At 70.8% G+C, this 19436-nt stretch carries 26 protein-coding genes and 1 pseudogene; 20 read left to right on the top strand and 7 right to left on the bottom strand.

Features of this window, described 5'->3' with window-relative positions; all coding sequences use genetic code 11:
• Positions 1-322: 322 nt before the first annotated feature.
• The gene (locus ACSHWO_RS00595) at positions 323-1537 is read left to right on the top strand and encodes an IS110 family transposase (protein WP_438309567.1); all 1215 of its coding nucleotides are present in this window, start codon (positions 323-325) and stop codon (positions 1535-1537) included.
• 223 nt (positions 1538-1760) lie between these two features.
• Here ACSHWO_RS00595 and ACSHWO_RS00590 read toward each other — a convergent pair whose 3' ends face one another.
• Positions 1761-2084, bottom strand: a complete 324-nt coding sequence (locus ACSHWO_RS00590) for a hypothetical protein (protein WP_438309566.1) — start codon at positions 2082-2084, stop codon at positions 1761-1763.
• 87 nt (positions 2085-2171) lie between these two features.
• On the opposite strand from ACSHWO_RS00590, the gene ACSHWO_RS00585 reads away from it, so the two are divergent.
• Both ACSHWO_RS00585 and ACSHWO_RS00580 read left to right on the top strand, forming a co-directional pair.
• Positions 2172-2327 carry a hypothetical protein gene (locus ACSHWO_RS00585; RefSeq protein ID WP_438309564.1) on the top strand — a complete coding sequence of 52 codons (156 nt, stop codon included), beginning with the start codon at positions 2172-2174 and terminating at the stop codon, positions 2325-2327.
• 134 nt (positions 2328-2461) lie between these two features.
• The gene (locus ACSHWO_RS00580; protein WP_438309563.1) at positions 2462-2722 is read left to right on the top strand and encodes a hypothetical protein; all 261 of its coding nucleotides are present in this window, start codon (positions 2462-2464) and stop codon (positions 2720-2722) included.
• A gap of 185 nt (positions 2723-2907) precedes the next feature.
• Here the strand turns inward: ACSHWO_RS00580 and ACSHWO_RS00575 are convergent, their stop codons facing one another.
• The gene (locus tag ACSHWO_RS00575; RefSeq protein ID WP_438309562.1) at positions 2908-4182 is read right to left on the bottom strand and encodes an MFS transporter; all 1275 of its coding nucleotides are present in this window, start codon (positions 4180-4182) and stop codon (positions 2908-2910) included.
• Between the two features lie 747 nt (positions 4183-4929).
• Here ACSHWO_RS00575 and ACSHWO_RS00570 point away from each other — a divergent pair.
• The 7 genes from ACSHWO_RS00570 to ACSHWO_RS00540 all read left to right on the top strand — a co-directional run bounded on the left by ACSHWO_RS00570 (position 4930) and on the right by ACSHWO_RS00540 (position 9096).
• Complete coding sequence (locus ACSHWO_RS00570) at positions 4930-5271, top strand: ArsR/SmtB family transcription factor (protein ID WP_438309561.1); 342 nt, start codon at positions 4930-4932, stop codon at positions 5269-5271.
• Positions 5272-5339: 68 nt separating this feature from the next.
• Positions 5340-7001 carry a SulP family inorganic anion transporter gene (locus ACSHWO_RS00565; RefSeq protein ID WP_438318820.1) on the top strand — a complete coding sequence of 554 codons (1662 nt, stop codon included), beginning with the start codon at positions 5340-5342 and terminating at the stop codon, positions 6999-7001.
• A complete protein-coding gene (locus tag ACSHWO_RS00560) occupies positions 6998-7420 on the top strand; it encodes a pyridoxamine 5'-phosphate oxidase family protein (RefSeq protein WP_438309560.1) in 423 nt (140 codons plus the stop codon). Before ACSHWO_RS00565 ends, ACSHWO_RS00560 begins: the two co-directional genes overlap by 4 nt.
• Positions 7417-7842, top strand: a complete 426-nt coding sequence (locus tag ACSHWO_RS00555; protein WP_438309559.1) for an ATP-binding protein — start codon at positions 7417-7419, stop codon at positions 7840-7842. Before ACSHWO_RS00560 ends, ACSHWO_RS00555 begins: the two co-directional genes overlap by 4 nt.
• A gap of 17 nt (positions 7843-7859) precedes the next feature.
• On the top strand, positions 7860-8261 hold the full coding sequence (locus tag ACSHWO_RS00550; RefSeq protein WP_438309558.1) for an STAS domain-containing protein: 402 nt from the start codon (positions 7860-7862) through the stop codon (positions 8259-8261).
• A gap of 40 nt (positions 8262-8301) precedes the next feature.
• Positions 8302-8565 carry a PhnA domain-containing protein gene (locus ACSHWO_RS00545; RefSeq protein ID WP_438309557.1) on the top strand — a complete coding sequence of 88 codons (264 nt, stop codon included), beginning with the start codon at positions 8302-8304 and terminating at the stop codon, positions 8563-8565.
• A 180-nt stretch (positions 8566-8745) separates the two neighbouring features.
• Positions 8746-9096, top strand: coding sequence for an ArsR/SmtB family transcription factor (locus ACSHWO_RS00540; RefSeq protein ID WP_438318817.1), 351 nt, complete (start codon positions 8746-8748; stop codon positions 9094-9096).
• Positions 9097-9556: 460 nt separating this feature from the next.
• Here the strand turns inward: ACSHWO_RS00540 and ACSHWO_RS00535 are convergent, their stop codons facing one another.
• From ACSHWO_RS00535 to ACSHWO_RS00520, 4 genes are read right to left on the bottom strand one after another with little or no spacing between them, the layout of a single operon-like run.
• A complete protein-coding gene (locus ACSHWO_RS00535) occupies positions 9557-9796 on the bottom strand; it encodes a transposase (RefSeq protein WP_438309556.1) in 240 nt (79 codons plus the stop codon).
• The gene (locus ACSHWO_RS00530) at positions 9793-9951 is read right to left on the bottom strand and encodes a DUF6126 family protein (protein ID WP_438309555.1); all 159 of its coding nucleotides are present in this window, start codon (positions 9949-9951) and stop codon (positions 9793-9795) included. The genes ACSHWO_RS00535 and ACSHWO_RS00530 overlap by 4 nt, the downstream gene beginning before the upstream one ends.
• Positions 9948-10163 (bottom strand): hypothetical protein, encoded by a 216-nt coding sequence (locus ACSHWO_RS00525; RefSeq protein ID WP_438309554.1) that lies wholly within the window; start codon positions 10161-10163, stop codon positions 9948-9950. The genes ACSHWO_RS00530 and ACSHWO_RS00525 overlap by 4 nt, the downstream gene beginning before the upstream one ends.
• Positions 10160-10600: an ATP-binding protein gene (locus ACSHWO_RS00520; protein WP_438309553.1), complete on the bottom strand. Its 441-nt coding sequence runs from the start codon at positions 10598-10600 to the stop codon at positions 10160-10162. The genes ACSHWO_RS00525 and ACSHWO_RS00520 overlap by 4 nt, the downstream gene beginning before the upstream one ends.
• A 70-nt stretch (positions 10601-10670) precedes the next feature.
• On the opposite strand from ACSHWO_RS00520, the gene ACSHWO_RS00515 reads away from it, so the two are divergent.
• The 10 genes and pseudogenes from ACSHWO_RS00515 (at position 10671) to ACSHWO_RS00470 (ending at position 18339) form a co-directional block, all read left to right on the top strand.
• The gene (locus ACSHWO_RS00515) at positions 10671-10841 is read left to right on the top strand and encodes a hypothetical protein (protein ID WP_438309551.1); all 171 of its coding nucleotides are present in this window, start codon (positions 10671-10673) and stop codon (positions 10839-10841) included.
• 61 nt (positions 10842-10902) lie between these two features.
• Positions 10903-11192, top strand: a pseudogene (locus ACSHWO_RS00510) (helix-turn-helix domain-containing protein); the annotation flags it as partial.
• A complete protein-coding gene (locus ACSHWO_RS00505; RefSeq protein ID WP_438309550.1) occupies positions 11090-11950 on the top strand; it encodes a hydrogenase maturation protease in 861 nt (286 codons plus the stop codon). The pseudogene ACSHWO_RS00510 and the gene ACSHWO_RS00505, both read left to right, overlap by 103 nt.
• Before the next feature lie 103 nt (positions 11951-12053).
• The gene (locus ACSHWO_RS00500) at positions 12054-13223 is read left to right on the top strand and encodes a 4Fe-4S dicluster domain-containing protein (protein ID WP_438309549.1); all 1170 of its coding nucleotides are present in this window, start codon (positions 12054-12056) and stop codon (positions 13221-13223) included.
• On the top strand, positions 13220-13702 hold the full coding sequence (locus ACSHWO_RS00495; RefSeq protein WP_438309548.1) for a cyclic nucleotide-binding domain-containing protein: 483 nt from the start codon (positions 13220-13222) through the stop codon (positions 13700-13702). The genes ACSHWO_RS00500 and ACSHWO_RS00495 overlap by 4 nt, the downstream gene beginning before the upstream one ends.
• A complete protein-coding gene (locus ACSHWO_RS00490; protein ID WP_385805109.1) occupies positions 13693-14499 on the top strand; it encodes an FAD/NAD(P)-binding protein in 807 nt (268 codons plus the stop codon). The genes ACSHWO_RS00495 and ACSHWO_RS00490 overlap by 10 nt, the downstream gene beginning before the upstream one ends.
• Position 14500: 1 nt before the next feature.
• Positions 14501-15316 carry an oxidoreductase gene (locus ACSHWO_RS00485; RefSeq protein ID WP_438309547.1) on the top strand — a complete coding sequence of 272 codons (816 nt, stop codon included), beginning with the start codon at positions 14501-14503 and terminating at the stop codon, positions 15314-15316.
• A complete protein-coding gene (locus ACSHWO_RS00480; protein WP_438309546.1) occupies positions 15313-16710 on the top strand; it encodes a Ni/Fe hydrogenase subunit alpha in 1398 nt (465 codons plus the stop codon). The genes ACSHWO_RS00485 and ACSHWO_RS00480 overlap by 4 nt, the downstream gene beginning before the upstream one ends.
• Positions 16711-17161: 451 nt before the next feature.
• Positions 17162-17830: an OsmC family protein gene (locus tag ACSHWO_RS00475; protein ID WP_438309545.1), complete on the top strand. Its 669-nt coding sequence runs from the start codon at positions 17162-17164 to the stop codon at positions 17828-17830.
• Between the two features lie 50 nt (positions 17831-17880).
• Positions 17881-18339, top strand: coding sequence for a hypothetical protein (locus ACSHWO_RS00470; protein WP_438309544.1), 459 nt, complete (start codon positions 17881-17883; stop codon positions 18337-18339).
• On the opposite strand, the gene ACSHWO_RS00465 is transcribed toward ACSHWO_RS00470, so the two are convergent.
• Positions 18317-18682 carry a universal stress protein gene (locus ACSHWO_RS00465; RefSeq protein WP_438309543.1) on the bottom strand — a complete coding sequence of 122 codons (366 nt, stop codon included), beginning with the start codon at positions 18680-18682 and terminating at the stop codon, positions 18317-18319. The two genes, ACSHWO_RS00470 and ACSHWO_RS00465, sit on opposite strands and share 23 nt — an antisense overlap.
• Positions 18683-19436: the final 754 nt, after the last annotated feature.

Raw genomic sequence — 19436 nt, 5'->3', positions numbered from 1 at the left:
GCATGGTCGCGGTGGCACGACGTGATCCGTCGGCTTGGAGGTAGCCCTGGTCCCCCCCCCCGTTATGTTTTTCGCGGTCCTGCAATGGGGCCGCTGGCCTCCGGGCCCGGTATGACTGTGTCCCCTCTGTCGAACGGATGACCTGGGGGGTGGTGTCGCCGGGCCCGGCAGGTGCCGTCGGAGACGCTGATGAGAGACCCGGCCACCGTCCGGTCCGGCGCAATGCCGGGCAGATACGTGGGCGGCAGGTCTGCATAACGTGGATGCGCGAGCACGGTGCCACCGCCGAGGCCGGCACGGTCAACACCTGCGGAAGGTTGCGATGTTAGACACCGAAGGCATAGGCGTCTTCCTCGGGATGGACGTCGGCAAGACCGCCCACCACGGCCACGGGCTCACCCCGGCCGGGAAGAAGGTCTTCGACAAGCCGATGCCCAACAGCGAACCGAAGCTGCGGGCCGTCTTCGACAAGCTCAAAGCCAAGTTCGGCAGCGTCCTGGTGATCGTGGACCAGCCCGCCTCGATCGGGGCTCTCCCGCTGACCGTCGCCCGCGACGCCGGCTGCGAGGTCGCCTATCTGCCCGGACTGGCGATGCGGCGGATCGCCGACCTGTATCCGGGGGAGGCGAAGACCGACGCGAAGGACGCGGCGGTGATCGCGGACGCGGCCCGCACCATGCCCCACACCCTGCGTTCACTGGAGCTGACCGACGAGATCACCGCCGAGCTGACCGTCCTGACCGGCTTCGACCAGGACCTCGCCGCCGAGGCCACCCGCACCAGCAACCGGATACGCGGCCTGCTCACCCAGTTCCACCCGTCGCTGGAGCGCGTGCTCGGACCGCGACTGGACCACCCCGCCGTCACCTGGCTCCTGGAGCGCTACGGATCCCCGGCCGCACTGCGCAAGGCCGGCCGCCGCAGACTCGTCGAGGTAATCCGGCCCAAGGCCCCGCGCATGGCCGACAGGCTGATCGACGACATCTTCAACGCCCTCGACGAACAGACCGTCGTCGTCCCCGGCACGGGCACCCTCGACGTGGTCATCCCCTCGCTGGCCCGCGCGCTCGCCGCGGTCCACGAACAGCGCCGAGCCCTGGAAACCCAGATCAACACCCTGCTGGAGGCCCACCCTCTTCACCCGGTCCTGACCTCGATGCCCGGAGTCGGAGTCAGGACCGCCGCCGTCCTGCTGGTCACCGTCGGCGACGGGACCGGCTTCCCCACCGCCAGCCACCTCGCCTCCTACGCCGGCCTCGCCCCCACCACCAGGTCGTCAGGGACCTCGATCCACGGCGAACACGCACCCAGAGGCGGAAACCGGCAGCTCAAACGCGCCATGTTCCTCTCCGCCTTCGCCTGCATGAACGCCGACCCCGCCTCACGCACCTACTACGACCGGCAACGAGCACGCGGCAAAACCCACACCCAAGCCCTCCTCCGACTCGCCCGCCAACGCATCAGCGTCCTCTTCGCCATGCTCCGCGACGGCACCTTCTACGAATCCCGACCCCCCACCGTCACCCTCGCCGCATAACCACCCCAAACAACCCAAACCCGGCACCGCACCCTTGACGAAGGACATAGAGACACCCCCCCCGGACGCGCGGGAACCTCGGGCAGCTCAGTCAGCGGTCCGGCCGCCTCGGGCCGTACGGGCGCTCCGTCACCGCTCCGGGCTGCGGCGCCTGAGCCTGCGTACCACCTCAGCCGAGGTCAGCCCCCGCAGGCGGTCCAGCTCTGTGCCGGCGGCCGTGAGGTCAGCGCGTGCGTCGGGCGACTCGGTCAGCTTGCCGAGCTCGCCGATCCGCCGGGTGGAAGGAGTCCTCGGGGGTGCCGACCCAGGGTCCCGTCTCGAGGGTGAAGCCGTAGGTCTTGTGCAGCGTCGGGGACGCGATGTGGCGGCTGTACGCGTAGTCGCTCTGCGTACCGGTGGTCCCGTACAACCCGAAACCGGTCTGCGGGGTGTAGACACGCCCGCGCACGGCCGTGATCGCGTCGACGACGCGCTGTGCGACCGTCTGGAAACGACGCAGGTCCCTCGGCGTCATGTACTCCTGGTAGTCCGGTACACCGATCGGCATGCAGGTGGCACTGGGCAGACCCGTGAACTGCTGCGTCGGGTCGACGGTCTGGGTGGGTGCGTGGCCCCATGGACGAGGCTCTCAAGGATGACCTTGACCTCTTCGGCCTTCCACGTACGGCCGCCGTACACCACGTCGCTGCCGTTCACGCGTGCCTCCGACGAGCTGGACGACGGCATCGAATCGCAGGGTGGTGCCAGGGTCGGCGTCCGGCGGCCGTGGCCGTGGTCGTTCATGCTGTGAGGATCGCTCGTTCATCGGCTGTCCTCCGCTGGAGTTTCCCCGAGCGACAGGACTCTCCTCCCAGCCTGAAGGCTCGTCCGGGCGCTTGGCAAACGCAGACCGGTCCGTGAGCAGGCCGCCGCCGGCGCCGCGCCGTGACGGCCGCCGGGGGCGCCCACGCCCCGTCCGCGCGCGACGGCATCAGCGCCCAGGAGCCCGCGGAAGACCTGCGCGAGCGTCACCACGAGGACCGCCGCCAGGACGGTGTTTTGAGATCCCTGGACCCGGACGGCGAGAGGGCGTGCTCGTCGTGCGAGGCCGCCGCAGTCGTCACCGAGGAAGCCGGTCCCCAGATCCACCTGGCGATGCGCGACCGAGGAAGAGACGGCGTGGGATCCGCCCGCCCCGCGGTCTGACGTTGCGTCTGAACTCAACGTCGGACTGCCCTCGACACACCCGCCCAGCAGCCAGCGCGAGGCGATGCCCGCCTTCTACGGCGCGGGCGTCGACCGGAGCGATGAGCAGCAAGTCGTAGGTGTGCTCGACGACTTCGAGGCTCTGCCCCGAGAGGAGGAGGTGGATGACGAGCGGCACCCCGCGGCTATGCGTGTGCCTCGTCGGGTTCTCCGCTGGGTTGCGCAGCGACAGCTTCCTGTCGAGCTCGGGTTCGTGTGCCCCAGCGTTCAACCGATGGGCCGGCGGCGCCCACAGCGGCGAAGAACACGCCGAGGAGCAGCCAGCCGGCCGTGCCCAGTCCGAGCACGGCGGTGGTGAGGACGGCGGGGGCGAGCGCCTGGCCTGCGCTGAAGCTGAGCCCGAGAAGTCCTTGGTACTGGCCTTGGGCATGGTCCGGTGCCAGGCCGAAACCAAGGGCGAAGCCGGCCGAGGACTCCCATATCTCCCCGAGGCTGTGGACGAAGATCGCTGCGACCACGAGGCCGGCGGCCGCCCACACGGGAGCGTGCGCACTCAGGGCCATCATCGGACAGCTGAGGAGGAAGAGCAGCCCTGCCGTGCGGAACCCTCTGCCGCCGTCGCGAGGGGTTTCGATGCGGGATCCGATTCTGGTCTGCAACAGGACGCAGACTCCGGAATTGATCGCGGATACCGCGGCCACGGTCCAACGCGGTGCGTCGGTGTGCTCCGAGATCCAGATCGGCAGGAGCAGGGACACCGTCGGGTATTGCAGCCCCATCGCACCGTAGAGCGCTGTGAAGGTCACGAACGGACGGTCGGTGACAGCGATCCAGCGGCGCTGCTGCGACGGTGACGCCACCGCCTTGTAGTTGGGGAGCAGGAACAGCAGGAGGGCACACAGTGCGAAGCTGGCCGCATTTCCGAGGACCAGAACGCCGTAGGCGGTACGAGTATTCGCTGCAACCGCACATCCGGCGCCCACGGTTCCCAGGACGACGCCCAAATTGACGTATGCACGGAGCTTCGCCCTGAACAGCGCTGGGCGGTCAGTACCGACCCGGACCACGAGGGCTCCCCAGGCTGCGCCACCAGCGGCTGCGGCTAGCTGGTCAACGGTGGCGATGACCGTGAGGGCAGCCCAGCTCTCGACGAACACGAGAGCGGACATCGCCCCTGCTTGAACGGTCAAGGCGAGAATCATGATCGTGCGCGGCCCACGTCGATCGGCCAGGTGGCCTCCTGGTATCCCCGCGAGCAGGCCGATCAGGCCGGCGACGGTGAGGGCGGCACCGACCTGCACCGCCGGTAGGTCCACGACCAACGTGAAGTAGAGCGCCGACACCGTGTTGAAGAGCCCGTTGCCGACTCGGTTCACGAAACTGGCCAGGATCAGTACACGCTCTGACCTGTGGTCCCCCGCTATGTGGGCCATTCGGCCGGGCGATGTTCCCTTGATCATGAGCGCAGGCTAACAGCGGTCGCACACACCGCCACTGGTGCGAAGTTCGGCCCGGACGTGGGGACCGGGAGGCGAGGTGACGAGCGGCAGCCCGCCAGCTAGAGCGGGCAAATCCCTGAGCGCGATGAGTACGAAAACCGACCGACCTGAGTACGGCCGCGCACGCGAACCGGATTCCGAGTTGCCTGGTCGTCCCCCTGCACGAGACCGCCCCTACCGTCGACGACTTCCCCTTTGGGCCGGTGACGTCGCCGGTGTCGGTATCGACCAACTCACTCGTTGTGTCGAACACGAACCGGAACGCGGTCGTCGGCTTCGCCGCGGCCCGCGCCACCCCGGTAGTGCTTCGTCGGGTTCTGCAGGGCATCGAGGACCTGGTAGACCGCCAAGCGGGAGGCGCAGCGCCCCGCGTGCCGGCGGTGCGGGCAGAAGTTCACCGACCGACGCTGGGAGGAGACCACCGCGCGCGGCGGCGCCTGGACGGCAGGGGACCTGACCGTGTGCCGCACCTGCCACGCCGACGACGTTGCCCGCGAGGAAGCCGCCCGCCTCCAGTCCGCCGTGCCGCCCCCGGAGGACGAACAGGGGCCGGGTAGCCCCGGCCTCGAGTGCGGCGCGCTGCTCCGGGTCGACGGGTACGTCATGAATTGCAAATATCTGCAATTGCATAGATGATGTAACCGTTGTGTCCACAGGTAGCCGCGGGCACAACGCCTGACGTTTCCTGGAGCAGAAGGGTGCGAAACGGTGGCGGTCCCCCTGTATCAGGCGAAGGCCGATTTCTTTCGCATGCTGGGGCATCCGGTGCGGATACGGGTGCTGGAGCTGCTCCAGAGCGGGCCGCTGCCGGTGCGTGGGCTGCTGGCGGCGATCGAGGTCGAGCCGTCGGCGTTGTCGCAGCAGCTGGCAGCTCTGCGCCGGTCCGGGATCGTCGTCTCGACCCGGGACGGCTCGACGGTCGTGTACGAGCTGGCCGGAAGGGAGGCGACGGCGCTGCTGCTCGCCGCGCGCAAGATCCTGACGGAGGTGCTGGCGGGGCGGACTGAGCTGCTGGCGGAGCTGCGCGAGTCGGGGGTCCAGGCCCCGTGAACCCGTTTCTGATCCAGGCGGCACGCCGGGTGCGGGCCTTGTTGCCTACCCGGACCGATTTCGCGGTGATGGGCCGTGCTCCGCGCCGTGACCTGCTGGCGGGGCTGACGGTCGCGATCGTCGCCCTGCCGCTGGCACTCGGCTTCGGTGTTTCTTCGGGGCTCGGTGCGCAGTCGGGTCTTGCCACCGCGGTCGCAGCAGGCGCTCTGGCGGCCCTGTTGGGCGGGTCCAATCTTCAGGTGTCGGGACCGACCGGGGCGATGACGGTGGTGCTGGTGCCGATCGTGGCGCAGTACGGGCCGGGCGGTGTGCTCACGGTCGGGTTGATGGCCGGTGTGCTGCTGGTCGGCTTGGCCCTGCTGCGGGCCGGCCGGTACATGAGCTATGTGCCGGTACCGGTGGTGGAGGGCTTCACCCTTGGTATCGCCTGCGTCATCGGCCTCCAGCAGATCCCGAGCGCGTTGGGAGTGGACAAGCCCGAGGGGGAGAACGTCCTGCTGGTCGCCTGGCGGGCTCTGACGGGGTTCGTGGCGTCCCCGAACTGGACCGCGGTCGGGCTTTCTGCCGGTGTGGCGGCGGTGATGCTGCTGGGTGCCCGCTGGCGGCCGACGGTTCCGTTCTCGATTGTCGCGGTGATCGCCGCTACCGTGCTGGTCCAGGTATTCGACCTGCCGGGTGCGGCGCCGATCGGTGACCTGCCGTCCGGTCTGCCCGCGCCGTCCCTGGCGTTCCTCGACGTCACGGCGGTCGGGTCGCTGCTGGCTCCGGCGGTGGCGGTCACGGCGCTGGCGGCGCTGGAGTCTTTGCTGTCGGCGACGGTCGCGGACGGGATGACGGTCGGGCAGAGGCATGATCCGGACAAGGAGCTGTTCGGGCAGGGCATCGCCAACCTGGCGGCCCCGCTGTTCGGCGGCGTCCCGGCGACCGCGGCGATAGCCCGGACGGCGGTCAATGTCCGCATGGGAGCGTCTTCGCGGCTGGCAGCGCTGACGCATGCCGCGGTGCTCGCGGTGATCGTGTTCGCCGCTGCCCCACTGGTTGCGAAGATCCCGCTCGCCGCGCTTGCCGGCGTGCTGCTGGCGACCGCCGTACGGATGGTCGAGGTCGGTTCCTTGCGGGCGGTGGCCAAGGCCACCCGTTCCGACGCGGTGGTGCTCGTCCTGACCGCCGTGGCCACGCTTGTGCTCGACCTCGTCTACGCGGTGATCATCGGCCTTGCCGTCGCGGGTGCGCTGGCCCTGCGGGCGGTGGCCGTCCAGGCCCGGATGGACCAGGTCGACTTCCGTCCCGATCTGCCCGGCGAGCACAGTGACGAGGAGCACGCCCTCCTGACCGAGCACATCGTCGCCTACCGCATCGACGGACCGGTCTTCTTCGCCGGCGCCCACCGCTTCCTGCTGGAGCTGTCCGAGGTCGCCGACGTGCGGGTGGTGATCCTGCGCATGTCGCGGGTCACCACGATGGACGCGACCGGCGCCCTGGTGCTGAAGGACGCGGTGCAGAAGCTCAATCGGCGCGGGATCGCGGTCATGGCCTCCGGCATCCGCACGGGACAGCGCCAGGCCCTGGAATCCGTTGGCGCGCTGGCCCTGCTCCAGAGCGAGGGCCGCGCGTACGCGACCACCCCCGAAGCGATCGCCGGGGCCCGCACGTACCTGGAACGGGCCGGGCTTCTGTCGCACCCGCACAGCCCGCACCACTTGCACCGGACCCGAAAGGCGCCGCGATGACCGTCCCCGCCGACCGCTCGATGTTCGAAGTCTCCGGCACCGAGGCCCTGTGGCTGCTGGAAGGCTCCGGCCAGGGCCGCTTGGTCTACACCCAGCGCGAGCAGGCCGTCGTACGCCCGGCCACACACGTGATGGAGTACGGCCGCCTGACGGTCCGGGCACCTGTCCAGGCTGCGGCGGTCACCGGCAGGCCGGTGCTGACCTACCACGTGGACGAGATCCACAGCGCGGCGCGTACCGGCTGGACAGTGACCGCCCACGGCCCGGCCGCCCTCATCACCGACCCTGACGAGGCGGCCCACTACCGGCGCACGTTGGCCGGCTGGGCCCTCGGGCCGCACGACACCGTGCTGCGCTTGCACCCGCAGTCCGTGTCCGGGTTTCGCCTGGCCCGCACCCCTGAGGGAGTGGGCCGGTGAGCGTCCAGACGGAGGCGCTGCCCTACCGGCACGTGCTGACGCTGCCTGCGGCCGGTGCGGCCGTGCGCCTGGCCCGGCAGACCACGGAAGACGTGCTGATCGACTGTGGCGTGGACCCTGGGCATCCGAGCGTCGGACCGGCGCTGCTGATCGTGGCGGAGCTGGTCACCAACGCCGTCCGCCATGCCGCGGACCACTCGCCGACGGTCACCGTCACCTACGCCCACGGCCGGGGCGCCTTCGCATTCGCAGTCCACGACCGTCACCCCTACCAGCCCGCCCTCTACGGATCGATTTCCGCAGCTCCCGGCGGCGGGCTGGCCACCGTGGTCGGGATGACTATGGAGCTGGGCGGCACTGCTGTCGTGCGCCCGGATGCGGACGGGTGCGGCAAGAGCATCTGGATCACCCTGCCCCTGTGAAAGCCGAGGAAGCGAGCATGACGATCGAGTGGCAGTACGCCGCCCACGAACACCTGGGGGTTCTGTCCCTGGCCGGATACCTGGGCGCGGAGTCGACCGGACGGTTCACCGGAGCCGTCGGCTGGGCCCTGGCCCGCGGCACCGGCCCGGTGGTCCTGGACCTGACCCGGCTGCTGGGCTGGTCGGCCGACGGCCAGTCGGCCGTCGCCCAGGCCGCCCGCCTGCTCGCCGAGCACGGCCGCAGCCTGGAACTCGCCGCGATTCCCGCCGACGGCTCCCTCGTCCCCGACGCGACCTGCCCCGACATCCCCGTCCACGCCGACCTGCCCGCGGCGCTGGCTGCCCACCGGCCGGTCGAGCGGGTCGGCAAGCACTGGCGCACCGGCAACTGGCCGACCGCCGCGGCCACCCTGCACTGACCCCGGCCCTCACAGCACTACCGGCACGGAGGACGGCACCGTGAGCGACATCATCGTCAAGGACTCCAACGGCACCCCGCTCGTGGACGGAGACTCGGGCACCCTGATCAAGGACCTCAAGGTCGAGGGCACCTCCGAGTCCCCCAAGCGCGGCACCCTGGTCAAGAAACATCCGCGTTACCTCCCGGCCCGGCGAGATCGAGTGCAACGCCAAGAAGGTCAGGGGACTCGTCCTCAAGACCCAGTTCCTCAGGAAGGCCTGACCGCCCGCCCGCACGCCGGCCGGATGCCGGACTGCCCGTAGCACTGGCCGATCGCCCCGATCGAGCCAGGCGGGTGTCCACCAGTTGCAGGAATCTGCAATTGTGGAGGTCACAGCATGTCGGCAGGGACCCCTATCCCGGGGCCCGCACGAGGAGTTTGGGTGGATGAGGTGCCACGCACACACAAGAGCACGGTCAAGGACGGCAGCGGGAATGCGCAGGTGAGCACCCCGCTCTACCAGCTCAAGGCCGAGTTCTTCAAAACGCTCGGCCACCCGGCCCGTATCCGCGTTCTGGAACTCCTCAGCGAGCGCGAGCACGCGGTGGCGGAACTGCTGCCCGAGGTCGGCATCGAGGCCGCCTCCCTGTCCCAGCAGCTCGCGGTGCTCCGCAAGGCCAACCTCGTCGCCACCCGCCGCGAAGGCTCCAACGTGTACTACCGGCTCACCAGCCCCGACGTCGCCGAGCTCCTCCGCGTGGCCCGCGGCATCCTCTCCGGTGTCCTTGAAGGCCAGGCCGAACTCCTGGCCGACCTGCGCGCCAGTCGGTCCCAGGAGCCGGCGCGCCCCTGAACGGCGGCCGTCTCCCGTGGCCCGGGTTCACCCGGCGCTTCTGACACCGGGTGACGGCCGCTTTCCCTGCTTCGCGGCGTCGGGCCGGACCCGGTCACGGCCCGTCGGCTGTCAGGCGGTGCCCTGAGACCACGGGGTGGCTCACGAGTGAGGCGACACCGGTGACCACCACGCTCCACCCGGCATGGGTGAGGGAACTGACCCTGTGCCGAGCTTGTTCCGTCGTGACGGACACCGTCGGTGTGGTGGTCGAGGCCTCACCGGGCCGGCCGGCCGGGCGGTGGGTGCGGCAGGCGGCTCGCAGGGCATCGGCAACCAGATCGGTTCGCAGATGTTCGGCGGTGGCCAGCCGGCGACACGGCGGGAGGCAATGTCGATGACGGTGGCCAGGTGGAGCCAGCCCTCGTCGGTGGCGATGTAGGTGATGTCATCGCACCAGGGGGTGTCGACCGGAGCCGGGTCAGGACGGAACTCGCGAAGCACCAGGTCGGGGCGGGTGGCCGCGTGCGGGTCGGGGATCGTGGTGCGGTGCCGGCGTCTGCGGTGCCGCACCGCCCCCGGCCGGTCGCATGAGCCGGGCCACTTCGCGACGACCGCATCCGGCGCCATCGCGGTGAGAAACGGCGTGAACGCGTGGGGCCCCGTACGTTCCGAGGGACTGCTCGTGCGCGGCGGCGGTCTTCTCCGTCAGCTCGGTCACCTGTGGGCGTGCTGGCCCAGGTAGAACAGCAGGTACACGAATCCGGCGAACACGTGCGTGCCGAAGATGTAGAAGAACGCACGTAGGGCGACCCCCTTCTCCTTCCACTGCTCCTGATCCGGCGCGGCGGCCTCCCTACGTCGGCTGTCCGTCACGATTCCTGTCCTTCGCTCGTCCCGGCCGCACTCTGCTGCTCGCCGCGGGGCGATGCGCAGGGCCGGATGAGGACCCGCGCGCCGTCGCGGCCGGCCTGCTCGATGACGCCCGCCACATCGCCGGCCGCCACCTGGCAGGTCACAGGGCCCCTTGACGCGCCCAGATAGGTGATTTCGTACACGGGGTCCTCCATCTCGTCGGATTCGGTCATGGGGTGCCGGTCGGCAGGATGAAGCGGACCACGACGCTCTTCCCGCGCCCGTTGGCGGCGGGCTCGACGCGGACGTCGCCGCCGTACTCACGCGCGAGGTCGGCCACCGTGTGCAGCCCCTGCCCGGAGGGGTGACCCGCCAGTGCCAAAGGTCGCGGATCCAGATCCCCCACACCGACCACGAGAAGGTGATCGTTCATGGCGAGGGTGATCTCGGCGTCCGGGGAGTTCCGGGCGTGCCGGACGGCGTTGGCGACCAGCTCGCTGACCACCAACAGCACGGCCCCGCCCAGCGACGAACCCGCCGTCACGCCGAGCAGCCCCAGCGACCGCTCAGCCCGCTCCCTGGCGGTGCGTACCGAGGCCGGCACCAGCGGAACGGTCCACACATGACGACGCGCCTGCGCCGCCTGCTGCCCGCCCGGATGGCGCCCCATCACCGGGTCGTCGGCTGAGAAGGCCGCATCGCCGCTGTCACCGTCCGTCCGCCTCGTCAGCCCTGACGCCGTGGTCGCGGGCCAGACGCAGCGCGTCCTCCAGCTCTTCGGAGGCCTGCGCCACCTCGAAGGCGTCATCGTCGGCCTGCGCAGCCGCCAGTCGAGCCCGCGCTACACGGACCCGATCCAGCACAGCTTTCTCGAACCCGGCCACACCGCGACCCCCGTCCATTCTTGCTAGAAGTAATAAATTGCATAACTCTGCAAGTCTAGCGTGGAAGGGGGCGTCGCGGCCCGCCCGGATCAAGTGGGGCAGCGGTCGCCGTGAGTCGGTTCGGATTCAGGCGGCCGAGTTGTTCGCGCATAGAGTCAAGCCGCGGGAGGTTGCTCAGCGGCTGAGGGTGAGCCGGAAGTCGGCGTATCGGTGGCGTCAGGTGTGGCGAAACGGCGGGTCTGCGGCTCTGGCCTCGGGGGACCGAGTGCATCGCGATGTCGGTTGTCGCCGTACTGCCTGGAGAAGCTGGCGGGGTTCTTGGAGGAGGGGCCGGCCGTGCGCACCTCGACTCCCTGTCCGACCTGGCGGCGGAGACGCCGATCCGCGCGCCGGGCCCCGCGATCCGGGGTGCGGACCACCGGCCCCGGGCCGATCATCAATCCGTGGCTTCTCCGCCACACAGGGAAAGCCTGCTGACCGGCACGCGGGCACAGTGGTCCCACGCGGGCGCGAGGCGTTGCCACCGTGGGGCGGATCGTCGAAGACCGAAGCGGGGATCAGTGAATGGGTTCAGCGGCACGGCGGTCATTGGGATCGGCAACGAATTCCGCCGGGACGACGGGGTCGGACGGGCTGTCGTCACATTGCTGAGGCAGCGGGCGGTGCAGCGGCCGCTGCCCCCCGGCACCGTGGTCGCGCACTGCGACGGGGATCCCGGGCGGTTGCTCGACCTCTGGGAGAAGGCGGGGCTCACGATCGTCGTCGATGCCTGCTTCCCTCCGTCGGCGCAGCCGGGGCGGACGCATCGGTGGGATGCCGCAGCGGGGGGAGCCCCGAGTCCGGCCGGCCCGGGGAGGCACAGTACGCACGGGCTGGGGCTGGCCGAGGCCCTGAAGCTCGGCGACGCTCTCGGCCGCGGTCCCGGCCGTCTGGTCGTGTACGCGGTCGAAGGTACGGACCGCTCGGTGGGCGTGGGCATCACCCCGGCGGTGGCGGCCGTGGTACCGCGTCTGGTCCGGCGGATCGAGGCGGACATCGCACGGCACGACGCGTCTTCGCGCCGAGCCCGCTCCAGGACGGAGCCGCCAGGTGTGACTCGCCGGACGGCGTTCGCGGCACGGAGGCCGCCCGCCTGACACCCTGTCCGTGAGCAGGTGCACCCCGGACGGCGTCGGCGCGGTGGATCGTGTCCGAAGTGCGCTTCCCCGGGGCCGTGGTGCGCGGAGGAGAGGGCAGAGGATGAGCGATCCCGAAGACACCGGACGGGCCTTCGGCGGCGGGATCGAGGCGGTACTCGACCGCAGCGGTTTGGATGCGCTCGTGCAGGCCCTGAAACGCCGCGGCCGTACGGTGATCGGCCCGATCGTGCGGGACGGAGCGATCGTCCTCGACGAGCTGGACTCCGCCGCCGAGTTGCCGTACGGGTGGGGGGTGGAGCTGGAGGCGGGGCGGTACCGGGTCCGCCGGCGCGACGACGGAGCCGCCTTCGCGCACAGTGCGGGGCCCCAGTCGTGGAAGTCGTTCCTGCACCCCGAGCGGGTTCGCCAGTGGTCCGCGGACCGCGGGCCCGGCGGCGAGCTGACCGTGCGCGAGGAGAGGCCTGAGCCCGTCTCGTACGCTTTCCTCGGCGTGCGGCCGTGCGATCTGCGCGCCATCCGGATCCTGGACCGGGTGATGTCCGGTGGCCGGTACCGGGATCCCGCCTACCTTTCCCGGCGTACGGGAGCCCTCCTGATCGCGGTCGAGTGCACCGAGCCGGGCGCCACCTGCTTCTGCGTCTCGATGGGCACCGGACCGGCCGTGGACGCCGGCTACGACCTCGCCCTCACCGAAGTGCTGGACGACGGCGGCCACCGCTTCCTGTGCCGGAGCGGGACCGGGGAAGGAGCTGCGATCCTCGCGGAAGTCCCCCGCCGCGTCGCCGACGACGCCACCCGAACCGCCGCGGCCCATGGCGTGCACGAGGCTGCCGAGCGCATGGGCAGGTCCATGCCTCCGGTGGACCTGCGCGCGCTGATGCGGGACACGCTGGAGGCGGACCGCTGGGACGACGTCACGGCTCGGTGTCTGAGCTGCGGCAACTGCACCATGGTCTGCCCGACCTGCTTCTGCACCACCACCGAGGACGTGACCGACCTGACCGGCGACCACGCCGAGCGGTGGCGCCGCTGGGACTCCTGCTACGACCTGGACTTCTCGCTGCTGCACGGCGGCCCGGTCCGGGCGACCCCCCGCAGCCGCTACCGCCAGTGGCTCACCCACAAGCTGGGCACCTGGCACGACCAGTTCGACAGCTCCGGCTGCGTCGGCTGCGGCCGCTGCATCGTCTGGTGCCCCACCGGCATCGACCTCACCGAGGAGGCCCACGCCCTGCACCAGGAGGCCGTGCAGAGGGAGAACACGCCATGACCCCGGCTCCGGACGGGCCCGGCGGCGAGGGACTGCTCGCCGGCCTGCCCGCGGAGGAGCGGGAGAGGCTGACGGCCCTGGCCCGCGAGGTCGTCCTGCCGGGCGCCACACGGGTGTTCGAGGAAGGCGGGGAGGCGGACCGCTTCTGGATCATCCGCTCGGGCACGGTCGCACTCGACGTCCAGGTGCCGGGCCGGGGCCGTGCGGTCGTCGAGACCATCGGTGCGGGCGGACTGCTCGGATGGTCGTGGCTGTGCCCACCACGCCAGTGGCATCTCGGTGCCGAGACCCGGGAATCCGTCCACGCCTGGGAGTTCGACGCCGCCGCGGTACGCGCACTGTGCACCGAACGGCCCGCGTTCGGTCTGGCACTCGTCACGCTGGTCGCCGCGACGATCGGGGAACGGCTCAGGGCCACACGCACCCGACTGCTCGACCTGTACGGACCGCAGGAGAGCGGGCCCACGCCATGGCCCTGACACCGCTTCCCTACCGTGTGGTGGACCGGCAGGAGGAGACACACGACACGGTCACGCTCGCGCTGGAGCCGGTCGGCGAGCACCTCCCCACCTTCGCGCCGGGCCGGTTCGCGATGCTGTACGCGTTCGGTGCGGGCGAGATCCCCGTCTCCGTGTCGCGACTCCTCGACGGGCGGGGACTGGCGCACACGGTCCGGGCCGTCGGTGCCGTCTCACGCGCGCTGTGTGAGCTGCGGCCCGGCTCACAGGTAGGGGTCCGGGGCCCGTTCGGCACCGGATGGGACACGGCCGCGGCGCGCGGCAGAGATGTCCTGGTCATCGCCGGCGGCATCGGCCTCGCCCCGCTGCGCCCCCTCATCCACGCCGTACTGGCCGAGCCGGACGCGTACGGGCGGCTCAACGTCCTCGTCGGCGCCAGGACCCCCCGTGATCTGCTGTACCCGGACGAGTTCCCCACGTGGCGCCGGCCGTTCGCGGTGGCCACCGTGGACCGGCCGTCCGGCGACTGGACCGGCAGGGTAGGAGTCGTCACCGCGCTGATCGGAGAGGCCTGGTTCACCCCGGCGGACACGACCGCCTTCGTCTGCGGCCCCGAGGTCATGATCCGCGCGGCCGCGCGGGCCCTGGCCCACCGGGGCGTGCACCCCGCCCGCATCCAGGTCTCCCTCGAACGCAACATGCGCTGCGCCACGGGGCACTGCGGTCACTGCCAGCTCGGCCCCCTGCTGCTCTGCCGCGACGGCCCGGTCGTCGGCTACGACCAGGCCGCATCCCTGCTCACCGTCCGGGAGCTGTGAGATGAACACCCCCGCCCCACCCCGGCAGTCCGCCCGTCCCCGACTGGGCGTCTTCAAGTTCGCCTCGTGCGACGGCTGCCAGCTCACGTTCCTCGACTGCGAGGACGAACTGCTCGGCATCGCCGCCGAACTGGAGATCGCCCATTTCGCAGAAGCGTCCAGTGACGCCGCGCCGGGCCCGTACGACCTCGCGCTCGTCGAAGGATCGGTCAGCACCCCCGAACACCTGGACCGCATCCGGCGCATCCGCGCCGACTCCCGCCACCTCGTCACCATCGGCGCCTGTGCCACCGCCGGAGGCGTCCAGGCACTGCGCAACTACGCCCGCGTCGATGAGTACCTGGCAACCGTCTACGCCCGCCCCGACTACATCGCGACGCTCGCCACCTCCACACCCATCTCCGCCCACGTCCCCGTCGACTTCGAGCTCCGAGGCTGCCCCATCGACCGCGGCCAGCTCCTGGAAGTCATCACCGCCTTCCTCTCGGGACGCAAACCAGGCATCCCGAACCACAGCGTCTGCTTCGCCTGCAAACGGCGCGGCAACGTCTGCGTCACCGTCGCCCACGGCACACCCTGCCTCGGCCCCGTCACCCACGCCGGCTGCGGGGCCCTGTGCCCGACATACGGACGCGGCTGCTACGGCTGCTTCGGTCCGGCCGCAACCACGAACCTGCCCGCGCTCGTCCCGCTGCTGCACCGCGACGGGATGAGCGAGGAGGACGTCGGCAGGTTCCTGCACACCTTCAACGTGACGGCGTTCGCCGCCGTGGAGGAGCAAGGGCCCGGCGTGACGGACGCGAAAGGAACCGGATGAACGAGCCCACGCCCCGCTCCCAGGTCCTGCGGATCCCCGCCCTGACCCGCGTCGAGGGCGAGACCGCGCTCCACCTGCGCATCCATGACGGCACCGTGACCGAGACGCGCCTGGCGATCTACGAGGCCCCGCGGTTCTTCGAGGCCTTCCTCCGCGGCAGAGCGCATACCGAGCCCCCCGATCTCACCTCACGCATCTGCGGGATCTGCCCCGTCGCCTACCAGATGAGCGCCTGCCGGGCGGTCGAGGACGCGTGCGGTGTCACCGTCGACGGACAACTGAACGCCCTGCGCCGCCTGCTGTACTGCGGTGAATGGATCGAGAGCCAGACCCTGCACATCCACCTGCTGCACGCACCCGACTTCCTCGGCCACGACGACGTGATCGGGCTGTCCCGCACGCACCGGGACCACGTCGAACGCGGACTGCGCCTGAAGCAGATCGGCAACGCGGTGGTCGAACTGCTCGGGGGCCGGGCGATCCACCCCGTCAACGTCCGCCTCGGCGGTTTCCACCGCACCCCGACCCGCAACGAACTCCGGCCCCTGGCGGAGCGCCTGCGCACGGCCCTGGACGACGCGTGGGACACGGTCCGCTGGGTGGCCGGATTCGACTTCCCCGACGCCGAGTGCGACGCCGACTTCTTCGCCCTCGCCGAAGCCGGCACCTACGCCATCGAGTCCGGCATCCCCGCCGTGCTCCCGTACGACGCGCCGCTCGCGCCGCTCTCCTTCCCCCTCCGGGACTTCTCCCGGCACATCACCGAGACGCAGGTGCCGTACTCCACGGCCCTGCACTCCCGGCTGGACGGCCGCAGGCATCTCACCGGCTCGCTCGCCCGCTGGGCCATCAGTGGCCACCTGCTCTCCGCCACAGCCCTGGAAGCGGCCCGGGAGGCCGGACTGGGCGAGCCACCAGGTCTCCCGCGCGCAACCGGCACCGGGAACGGCACCGTGTGCAGGAACCCCTACCGCAGCATCCTCGTACGGGCGGTGGAGGTCCTGTACGCCGTCGAGGAGGCACTGCGCATCATCGACGCGTACGAGCCGCCGCCCCGCCCGTACGTGGAGGTTCCGGCCCGGGTCGGAACCGGACACGGGGCCACGGAAGCACCACGGGGCCTGCTGTACCACCGCTACACGCTCGGCGACGGCGGTCGCATCACCGATGCCCGCATCGTGCCGCCGACCGCGCAGAACCAGGGCGCCATCGAGGAGGACCTGCGCCGGAACGTCCAGGCCGGACTCGACCGCGGAGAGGCGTCCGAGGCAGAGCTCACCCACCTGTGCGAGCGGGCCGTCCGCAACCACGACCCGTGCATCTCCTGCTCGGCCCACTTCCTGGAACTGGACATCGAGCACATCCGTGGCTCCGACCCGTCCCCCAGGAGGTGAGAATCGCCTGCCTGCCTGCCTGCTTGCCCGGCCAAGCCCCAGGCCCTGGTCCGCGGCGTACACCTCGGCGCCGGCCCAAGTGCGCCCCGGCCGCCCCAGCACCCGCCGCCGGTAAGCCCGGCCGGCCGTGGACTGCCTGTACGCGGCGACGGGCCACGCCGTAAAGGGCCTGGTGGGCCCTTTCGGGCCCGAGCGACCCATTGCCGGGATCCCAGCCGGCGATCCACAGTGGGCAGCAGCCACGGGATGACCTGAGGGCGCGAAAGGAAAACGCGGCGTACCCCATCATGCACACGGGTGCCATGGCGTGCGGGAGGACGAGACGGCCAAACGCAAGGACCCACACCGCATGAAGGCGGGGCGGCCGGCCCGGGGCAGGCCTGCCCCTCCCTGCGCTGACCTCGACCGCGCGCGGGTTCTGCGCACGATGGACCAGTACCGTGTCCGATGCGTGCCCGAGATCGCCGACCACCGTCTCATCGTTGGAGTGATCGGCGGGGCGGACCCGGCATGGAACCTGCCCGAGGAACGGGTCGGGCATTTCTTCGAGTCGGTTCACGCGGCCCTGCGAACCGTCTCGAACGGCCTGCGGCGTTGGCACGCCGGGTGTCCTGCGAACGGAGGTGGGGTCATGACGGACACGGGGTCTGAGAAGACCGCCGGGCGGCGGGCCGAGGACGTGCACCACTTCGAAGCCATCCACGTCGGAGGCGACGCTTACGCCGTCGATGTCCGCGGCCACCGATTCCTGGTCGACCAGCCCGTGGAAGCAGGTGGGACGGACCGCGCCCCGACGCCCACCGAGTTGTTCGCCGCGTCACTGGCCACGTGCGTGGCGTTCTACGCCGGACGCTATCTGCACCGCCACGACCTGCCGCGGAAGGGGCTGCGTGTGCGTACGGAGTTCACCATGGCTGCCGACCGACCAGCCCGTGTCGCCGTCGTGCGCCTCGTGATCGTGCCGCCGCCCGAACTGCCCGAGCAGCGCCGCAGCGGCCTTCTGGCCGTCGCCTCCCACTGCACCGTCCACAACACGCTGCACCAACCGCCGGAGATCCGTATCGAGCTGGCGACGGCGTCGACGCCTCGCGCCCCCCTGAAACGGGGAGGCCAAACCTGACCGCCGGATATTGCCGTGCGACTCGAACGGGAGTTCCATATCCTGCCCGGATGGTGGAGAACTCCACGAGGCTGATGCTGGTACGCGCGGGATTCGAGCGGGTCTATGTGGAGCACGACTGGTACGACGGCCCCAGGAAGGGGATTGCCGATGTCCAGGGGACACCGCACTACTTCAGGGCCGTCCATGACTACTGGCATCCCGACGATCCCCACGACGACGAGTACTTTGTGTGGCCCATTGATGAAGCGTCGCTTTCCCTGGAGCGTGAACTGTCGGCGGTAACTGCCGACTGGCATAGGCGCGTCGCCGAAAGCACCGGGACGACGGGCTTTCCTGGCGATGGTGGGGTCGACAGGCGCTACGAGGAGCTGCAGGCGCTTCTCGGGCCCCGGCGGAAGGCACCCGACGGCGCGCTGCGGGTGGTGGCCGAGTGGGAGGCCTACGCAGAAGACCGACACGAAGTGGAGGCGCCCGCTTACATGGTCAGATGGCGTCAGGACCGTTGAGACCGGTGGCCCTGGAGACACGACGTCGCCGCCGCGTTCCGCCGACTCGCTGCCCTGCCCTGCCCCGCCCGGCCGGCTGACCGGCGACCCCCGTCCCGACCGGGGCGGAGCTGTGGTGGATCATCCCGTGCGCAACGTGGCCGATGTGCGGGCCGAGTGGCGCCTTCCGGGCACGTCGGCCGACGACCAGCATTGCGGCGCCCTGAGCGGCCTCCACCAGCCGGGCCCCGGGGGAAGCGGTGACCACCTCATGGGTGACGCTGACCCCGCTGTAGGTCCCCTGCCAGGGACGCAGCAGGTCTTTCGGGGTTTCGGTGACGCGGCGGGCCAGATCGATGCCCACGACGACCTCACCTTCCGAGGTCTGCCCCGGGCCGTACGCGGGCGCTCGTACAAGGACGCCGGGTGCCGTGCCGACGACGGCCAGCGACACCGAGCCGACCAGGAACCCGCTGATGCCACCTGTCCCCGGGAGCCGAGCACCGTCAGCTCCGCCTCGTCCGCCGCCCGGCCCAGTCCCTCCGCGGCGCGGCCCCGGACACAGCGCGTGCTCACCTCCAGGGCGGGTTGGTCCCGGCGAGCCCGCTCGGCTGCGTCGCGGAGCAGTGCTTCGGATTGGTGGTTCGATGCCGCGGTGGTCCGGTGGTCCCGGGGGGATCCGTCCAGTGCTCCTCATGGAGAAGGAGCAGCGGCACATCACGGAGCACCGCTTCCCGTGCGGCCCGCGCCACCGCCGCGGGACTTTCGGGTGAGCTGTCCACGCCCACTGTCACCAAGGCCGTCATGACACGCCTCCTTGTGGTGCCTGCACGTGCGCAGGTGGTCTGTCCGTCCAGCTTGCTTGCGGCGCCCGCCCGACCGACAGGACCGACAGGGGTGGACCGGGACCCAGGGGCCCCATCCGTGACTGCAGCACAGCACCGGGGTGCGCCGGCGAACCGCGGAGCGGCGCAGCGCGCCGCCAGGCCGTTCGCTTGTGTGGGGGTGCACCACCCGGTCCGCGCGCGGTGATGTTCGGCCCATGTATACCGCTGTGGCGGTGGCGAACGCTCCGTTGTTCCGACCGGGGCTTCGGCACTTCGGGACCGCGCCGGTGG

The organism is Streptomyces pallidus (ex Mingjun et al. 2026) (genome assembly GCF_051550185.1).
Lineage (GTDB): Bacteria > Actinomycetota > Actinomycetes > Streptomycetales > Streptomycetaceae > Streptomyces.
The sequence above is the reverse complement of the archived record's forward strand: the minus strand, read 5'-3'. Positions and strand labels throughout refer to the sequence as shown.